Origin of the sequence: Bradyrhizobium sp. NBAIM08 (assembly GCF_020193935.1) — a bacterium.
Taxonomy (GTDB): Bacteria; Pseudomonadota; Alphaproteobacteria; order Rhizobiales; family Xanthobacteraceae; genus Bradyrhizobium; species Bradyrhizobium yuanmingense.
In genome coordinates, this window is the sequence record NZ_JADYVR010001194.1 from 1 (window position 1) to 390 (window position 390).

General features: G+C 55.4%; 1 protein-coding gene. It reads left to right on the top strand.

Features of this window, described 5'->3' with window-relative positions:
- On the top strand, positions 1-335 hold a 335-nt coding region (locus I6F37_RS44105; protein ID WP_225155001.1), incomplete at its 5' end, for a Pr6Pr family membrane protein.
- Positions 336-390 lie beyond the last annotated feature (55 nt).

Here is a 390-nt window from a genome sequence, read left to right on the forward strand (position 1 = left end):
CAGGCGCCGCGCTCGCCGCGGATACGTTGACCCACGACGTCGTCCCGGTTTTCTACGGGTTCTACTGGTTGCTGTTCGTACCCAAAGGAGAACTTTCCTGGGGCTCGCCGATCTCGTGGACGATATATCCTCTTTTATACCTGCCTTATGTTTTGATCCGCGGCTCATCAACCGGACGCTACCCGTATCCGTTTCTCGACGTCAACGCTCTCGGGCTGACGACCGTGCTCGTGAACTCGATGATATTGACCGTCGTTTTCCTTGTGCTCGGAATTATGTTTGTAGTGCTAGACAAAATAATCGCCCGGTTTGGGCCGGGCGATCGCGGGACTTAGTACTCTGAGTGTAATTTTCTGCGGATGGCCGGCCGCTAGGCGGCTTCTTCGATCC